The organism is Roseateles sp. P5_B10 (genome assembly GCF_056400485.1).
In genome coordinates this window covers 1-5,588 of record NZ_JBFULE010000340.1, presented here as the reverse complement: position 1 = coordinate 5,588, position 5,588 = coordinate 1, and the positions used below count along the sequence as shown (strand labels likewise).

Below are 5,588 nucleotides of genomic sequence, written 5' to 3'. Positions count from 1 at the left end.
TCAGATCGATGGCATCGAAGGACAGCGCCGGGCTCAGGAAGGCGGCACCGGCGGTGCCGCTGACGGTGTTGATGGTCAGCACGTTGGTGCCGACGACCAGCTGCGCGGCGGGGATGTCGAAGCTGTAGGTGCGGTTGAAGCCGCGGTAGGTGCCCACGGTGAGGTTGCGCGACACCTTGGGCGGTGCGGCGGGAATGGCCGACGTCCAGCTGTTGACCGTGACCTGTGGGCGGGCGCCGGCGAAGTCGGCCGTGGTGCCGATGCGCAGCCGCAGCGGTGCCGCGTTCTGGCCGCGCTTGAGCGTGAAGCGCACCTGCAGGCCGTTGTTGACGTCCTTCCATTGATAGGCGGGCCATTGCGTTGCGGCATTGGATTGGCCGATGACGAAGGGACTGACATTCCACGACGCCATGCGCACGTCGGACGGGTGCATGAAGGTCAGCTTGTCGCCGTTGATGAACTCCTGCGGCGTGCCGTCCCAGTGGCCGATGCGCCACAGCGCCGGCGTGGCCTCGGGGTCGGCCGTGATGGCCACCGGGTTCAGCGCGTACGTGGCATTGGCGGTCACCGTCACCGAGCCGGTCTGCACGGCCAGCTCGCCCTTGTAGACCGTCATCGTGTAGACGCCCGGCAGCATGCCCGTGGCCGTGAAGTGGCCGTCGACGGGGTCGGCGTCGGCCCAGTACTGTGCCTGCGCGTTGGCGAAGCCCACCGCGTAGGGCAGGCCGGCGATGCGGCCCGTCAGGCCGGCGCCGCTGACCGAGCCTCGGCCCACCGGAGGCACGTAGCCCAGCAGGCCCACGTTGCCGTACCAGCTGGTGTCGGGGCGGGCCGTGGGGGCCGTGCCGTCGTTGAAGATCATCGTGTACGTGTTCAGTACCCCCATGCGGAAGGCTTCCGTCTGGGCCTCGCCGTAATTGACGATGTAGGTCAGCTCGTTGGTCGTGTCGGTGATCTGCTGCAGCAGGCTGCGGTAGAAGGGGCCGCCGGAGCCGCCTTCGTTGTTGTCGCGCCAGAACCAGATGCCCACGCCAGGGCCGGAGCCGCCGACGAACTCCCAGTCCTTCAGCCGGCGGTTGGCGTAGTGCTTGGAGCGTGACTGGCCGTATCGCGCATCGGTGGCCGGGAAGCCGAACACGTCGCTGGCCTCGATGGCGCCGCTGGTGCCGCGCAGGTCCTCGGCCCAGAAGCTCTCACCGTTGTAGGTGCGCAGGCCGCCGGCCGCATTGACCGGGCCGCCGTTGGGCAGCTTGGCGATGGGGATGCGGGCGATGAAGCGCACCAGGCCGTGCACGTCCGGCTCTTCGGTGAAGTGCGTGCCCATGTGGATGTTGGACTCGCCCTTCTTCACCAGGTAGTAGTGCGTCAGCACGCCACCCTTGGTGCTGGTGCTGGTGAGGGTGACGCGGATGTAGTCGCTCGCGTTGACCACGCCGCCGTTGCTGCTGGAAGCCGGCGTCACGGTGCCGTTGGCGCTGACGGCCTCCACCTTCAGGCCCACGGCGCTGACGCCGTTGTAGAGCCAGTCGGCCCCGGAGTTGAGCTGTGTGCCGCGGGCGGGGTCGGCGTACTCCACGCCCTTGTAGACCATGCTGGACAAGTCGCCGATGGCCGTGGTGCTGCTGCTGTCCCAGCCACGCACCTTGAACACCAGGCCGCCATCGGTGTCGATGACGTACTGCGGCCGCGCCGCGTTGTTGTTGTCGTGGACGGTGGTGATGCTGAAGGCGGCCATCGCGGCCGGTGCCGCCGCGGCGAGCAGGCCTGCGGCCAGCCAGTGCGCCATAGGCCGGCGCGAGCTTGTCGTGTTCATGAAGTCTCCTGGTCTTGTGTCGTTGTTCACGGTTTGCGGGCTTGCCCGCAGCCGGAGCGGAATGTAGGCAGCGCCTGCCTCCGCGTGTACTCAACCAGATGAGCGTTTGAACAGCGCCGCTCGTGCGCCCGCAACTCTTCGCTCAGATGAGCGCTATCACCGCGTTTGCCATAGCTGCGCGGTATAGCGCGCGCTTGCGGATCACTTGATCAGCGCCTGATACGTCAGCGTGCGCACGCGCAGATGCAGCGTCGAATTCCCCGCGGGCCGCAGCTGCGTCATGAAGAGGATGACGAGGCGCTCCTTCGGGTCCACCGTGTACTGCGGGAAATAGGCGCTGCCCCAGCCAAAGGCGCCTTCGCTGCCCAGTTCCTTGAAGCCGCCGCGTTTCACGTTGACCCAGAAGCCCAGCCCGAAGCCATCGGCATCGCCGCCGGATTTGGAACCGAGATGGTCGGCCGTCATCAGCGCCACGGTGTGGGGCGCGAGGATGCGCACGCCATCCAGCTCGCCCTTGTTCAGCAGCATCTGCAGGAGGCGCGTGTAGTCGCCCGCGGTGCTCAACATGCCCGCGCCGCCGGACAGCAGCTTGCGCGGGCCGTTGACGAAGTCGCTCTTCGCCGACGTTTCCATCAGCTTGAGCTGGTCGCCTTCCAGCCCGTAGACATTGGCCAGGCGCTCCAGCTTTTCCGGTGGCAGGAAAAAGCTCGTGTCGGGCATGTGCAGCGGGTCGGTGATGCGGTCCTTGATGAACTTGTCCAGCGGCTGGCCCGACACGACCTCGACGATGCGGCCCAGCACGTCGGTGGCGTAGCCGTAGATGAACTGCTCACCCGGYTGGCTCTGCAGCGGCAGCGCGGTGAAGCGGTCGGTCCACTGCGCCAACGTCTCGTCGTTGCCGACGAGGTACCAGTCCTTCATGCCAGCAGCGCTGTAGGCCGCCTGGGCCGGGCCGCCGCCGTAGCTCATGCCGGCGGTGTGGGTCAGCAGATCGTGGATGGTCAGCGCGCGGCGCGGCTTCTCGGTGCCGCCACCGGGCAGGGCGACCTGCATGTTGGCGAAGGCCGGCAGATAGCGCGCCACCGGGTCCTTCAGCAGGAAGCGGCCTTCCTCGTAAAGGATCATGGCTGCCACCGTCGTCAGTGCCTTGGTCATGGAGGCGATGCGGAAGATCGTGTCCGTGCGCATCGGCCTGGCGTTCTCGATGTCGCGCTGGCCATAGGCCTTGAAGACGACCGGCTTGCCATCGCGCAGCACGGCCATCACGCCGCCGGCGAGCTGCTGTTTGTCGATCTGCTCCTCGATGGCTGCGTCGAGCCGCTGCAGGCGTTCCGGCGAGAAGCCTTGTGCGGTGACCGCAGCGGCCTTGGGCGGTGCGGCCGAGGTCGCTGGGGCGTGGGCCAGCGCGGCGCAGGCCAGCGCCAGGGCGGCAAGGATGGTTCTCATTCGGCTCAATCGCCCAGTGGGCGTTGCTGGGTGAAGCCCGGGCTCGCTGCAACGTGGAACTGCTCCGGCGGCAGCGGCCTGGCGGGGTCAATGACGCCAAGATCATCGCGCAGCTGTGCGGCCACCGGCACACGGGCTTCCCGCAAACCCAGGGCCACCAAACGCGCCAACTGCATGGCGCCGTAGTTGTTGTGGTGGGTGTTGTCGAGCTTGCCGTTGTTCATCGGATGGGCGGCCTGGGAGCGCTCGGGGCCGAGGGCCGCGTAGAACTGCTGGCTCATCGCGTTGAGGTCGATGAAGGCCAGCTTCATGTCCTGCGCGACCGCGCGCGCCGCGTCGGCGTACTCGGTCAGGCTGGGCCTGAGCTTTCCCTCGGGGTCGAAGTTGCGCCTCTCCATCGACGACACGACGACCGGCACGCCGCCGCGCGCCAGGATGCGCTCGGCATGGGTGCGCAGTTCGGCCTTGTAGGTCTGGGCGTTGCCGCTGCCGTCCTTCTGCTGTTTCTGGTCGTTGTGCCCGAACTGCAGCAGCACGGTGTCACCCGGCTGCATGACGGACAGGATCTTGTCGATGCGCCGGCGTGCCAGCGAGTCGCGGAAGGTTTCGCCCGACTGCGCATGGTTGGCCACGGCCACGGTGGGCTTGAACAGGGCCGTCAGCATCTGGCCCCAGCTGCTGTAGGGCTCGCGGGACTGATCGGCCACCGTGGAGTCGCCCAGCAAGAAGACGGTGGGCACCTTGACGGGCTCAATGACGAGACTGCGCAGCGCCGGCTGGCTGCCGTTGATCTCCAGCGTCAGGCGCTGGTCCCAGGCCCAGATCTCATCCTTGCTTTCGCGCGGTTCCTTGAGCTTGACGACGCCTGCTTCCACACCCGGCACGGCGGCGATGCGGGCGGTGCGCACGTTGACGATGAAGCTGCGCGTTTCAGTTGCACCGGCAGCCACCCCCACGCTGTCCAGCATCAGCCGACGCAGCTCGGCTTTGATGGTCGTGTTGCTGGCGGCGGCGGCGCCGAGCGTCGCGGTGACGCGGTAGTTGCCTTCCGCGGGCACGTCCACCGTGAAGAAGCTCGGCTGGCCGGCGGCATTGAGCGCGGCGCCGGGCTCGAAGCCGGCGCCGCGGTCACGGCTGTAGGTGGGCGCGGGCGTCGTGGTGAAGTCGAAGCTGAGCGGTTCGGCCGCGCGTGGCTGGGAAACACAGCCACTGAGGCACAGAGACACAGAGAAGAGCATGGAGAGAAAGGGCAGATTTCCTCTGTGCCTCTGTGTCTCTGTGGCTGTGTTCATCGATGTGGTCATGTCAGTCAGTGAGCTGGTCGCCGATCAGGGCCAGGTTCTGAATCGCCGCCAGCCCCCACTGCGCGGTGTCATTGGTGCTGATCCAGGGCGCCTCGTCCACCGGGTTCAGCGCCAGCGGGCCGGCGATGCGCGTGGTCTTYAGCGTCTTGTGGCCGCGCGGATCGTCGGCCAGGAACTCGCGCCAGGCGCGCTGGGCCAGGGCCTTGTCCTGCTTGCTCTTGGCCGCGTAGGCGCTCAGACGCGAATGGCCCACGCTCAGCACCGTGCCGCCGCCGTGCGGCGCGCCCAGCGCCTTGACCTGCTGGTCGCGCGGCGCGTTGTAGAGCTCGCAATACTGCAGCCAGGCCTGCTTGAACTCGGGCTCATCGATCAGCTCCACCAGTTCGGCCATCATCTCCACAGCACCAAAGACGGCGCTCAGGTGGCTGGCGCTGAGCTTGTCGCCGCTGACGTTGTGAAAGGCGCCTTCGTTCGGCCCCGTGGGCTCGTAGCCACCGCTGCCGGTGAAGAAGCCGTGGGGCATGGCGGCGATGCCCTGCATGCCGCGCAGCAGCTTGTTGCGCCAGCGCACATCGCCGGTGCGCTCCCACTCGGTCAGCACGTTGGCGACGACCGAGCCCCAGTCCGTGCCGAAGCCGATGCGCGCCGGCCAGGGGCCCTTGTCCACGCGGCCGGCGATCTTGCGCACGGGGTCGACCTCATCCATCTTGGTGTCGGCGCTGAGCACCTCGCGCATGACGTCGCCGATGCGCTCGTCGGCCGTCAGGTAGTAGTAGAAGCGGCGGTAGGCCGCCGTGGAGATGCGMGCCTGCTTGGCGCTGCAGCCCCAGTGCTGCACGTTGTGCCGCGTGCCCAGGCCCTGGAAGCGGCCGGCGTGATAGATGTCGACCTCGCTGGTGTGGCGCACCATGGCCTCGGCGAAGCGGAAGATGTCGGCGCGGCCACTGCGCAGGTAGGCGTACCAGAGCCACAGGTCGGGCGACAGCTCCGAGTTGTCCCAGGCAAAGCCGCCGACGTCGTAACGC

Annotated in this window: 4 protein-coding genes; all 4 read right to left on the bottom strand. The window is 67.6% G+C overall.

Going from position 1 to position 5,588, the window contains the following annotated elements; translation table 11 throughout:
- The coding region (locus tag AC1DU6_RS18740; RefSeq protein WP_477858836.1) for a rhamnogalacturonan lyase B N-terminal domain-containing protein at window positions 1-1,813 on the bottom strand (1,813 nt) is incomplete at its 3' end.
- Between the two features lie 201 nt (window positions 1,814-2,014).
- A complete protein-coding gene (locus AC1DU6_RS18735; RefSeq protein ID WP_477858834.1) occupies window positions 2,015-3,259 on the bottom strand; it encodes a serine hydrolase domain-containing protein in 1,245 nt (414 codons plus the stop codon).
- A gap of 5 nt (window positions 3,260-3,264) precedes the next feature.
- Window positions 3,265-4,485, bottom strand: coding sequence for a rhamnogalacturonan acetylesterase (locus tag AC1DU6_RS18730; protein ID WP_477858832.1), 1,221 nt, complete (start codon window positions 4,483-4,485; stop codon window positions 3,265-3,267).
- A gap of 79 nt (window positions 4,486-4,564) precedes the next feature.
- On the bottom strand, window positions 4,565-5,588 hold a 1,024-nt coding region (locus tag AC1DU6_RS18725; protein ID WP_477858830.1), incomplete at its 5' end, for an exo-rhamnogalacturonan lyase family protein.